Source organism: Deferribacter abyssi, assembly GCF_049472655.1.
In the GTDB taxonomy this organism is placed as follows: domain Bacteria; phylum Chrysiogenota; class Deferribacteres; order Deferribacterales; family Deferribacteraceae; genus Deferribacter; species Deferribacter abyssi.
The window spans coordinates 1-1,155 of sequence record NZ_JAQNCS010000038.1; the positions used below are offsets into that span (position 1 = coordinate 1).

Genomic DNA, 1,155 nt, shown 5'->3' on the forward strand with positions numbered 1-1,155 from the left:
ATTTTGTGTAAGATTTTTATCCTCCTGTAATCTACCGTATTTTTCAACTCTTTTATTTTTCAACACAGCTAGAAAATAGTTCCAATGTTTCATTTTACGAGTTCTATAACTATCATTCATTTCCAATATTACTAAAAATACTATCTTTTCTAACGCTCTCTTATCATTAAATACTTCAATTACCTTAGAGCGCCTTTTAACCTCCTTATGAAACCTCTCCAAAGGATTCGTGGTGTAAATATATGGCCTCATTAGAGCTGGATATTTCAAATATGTCATCAACTCTGGCAAATCCTTTTCCCACGATGCAACCATCTCTGGATATTTATATGACCAGTTCCTGCGAAATATCTCAAAATTCCTTAAAAATTCTTCTTCATTTTCTTGCATATATATGTTCTTCATATCTTCATATCTTCAGTTACGGCACTCTCATCCCGCTTGCGTACCTTGGATAATGAGCTCCGCACTTTGTGAACTACACAAGTCTGAAAATCTGCTTTTGGATAAACCTCAAGTACTGCTTCTTTGATACCTTTTAAACCATCTGCTACAACTAATATTGGCTCCTGTAACCCTCTCTCTCTAAGCTCATATAGCAATTCCTTCCAGTTTAATGCACTTTCTCCACTACCACCAAATGTGTAAAATGCAAGAATCTCTTTATGACCATCCTCATCAATTCCCATAACTGTGTATATAACCTCACTTGATACCGTACCCCTTCTCAATTTTAAATATGTGACATCTATAAACAAAATCGGATACCAACGCTCAAATCTCCTGTTGTGATATTTTTCCAACTCTTCCAATATATCATCAGTTATTTTACTTACCCATTTGGGAGAATACTTCTGACCAAGCAAATTCTCTAATGTTCGCACTATATCCCTGGTTGAACAACCTCCTTGATACATCGATATCACTATGTCATCTAATTCAAATGTTGTACGTTTATATGGCTCTAAAAATGATGGGTGAAATTTTATCTTTCGTGTCCTTGGTATTTTTACACCTTCTATTTTCCCAAAAAAAGTATCAAAATTGCGTGAATAATAACCATTTTTACTGTCATCATTGATTGAACAATGTACTTCTCTCTCTATTTCTCCAAGCTTCTCCAAAAAGTTAGTAAACTGTTTTGCCATATATTCC

Annotated in this window: 1 pseudogene; it reads right to left on the bottom strand. The window is 34.4% G+C overall.

Going from position 1 to position 1,155, the window contains the following annotated elements:
* Positions 1-1,155, bottom strand: a pseudogene (locus tag OWK30_RS11465) (IS256 family transposase); the annotation flags it as partial.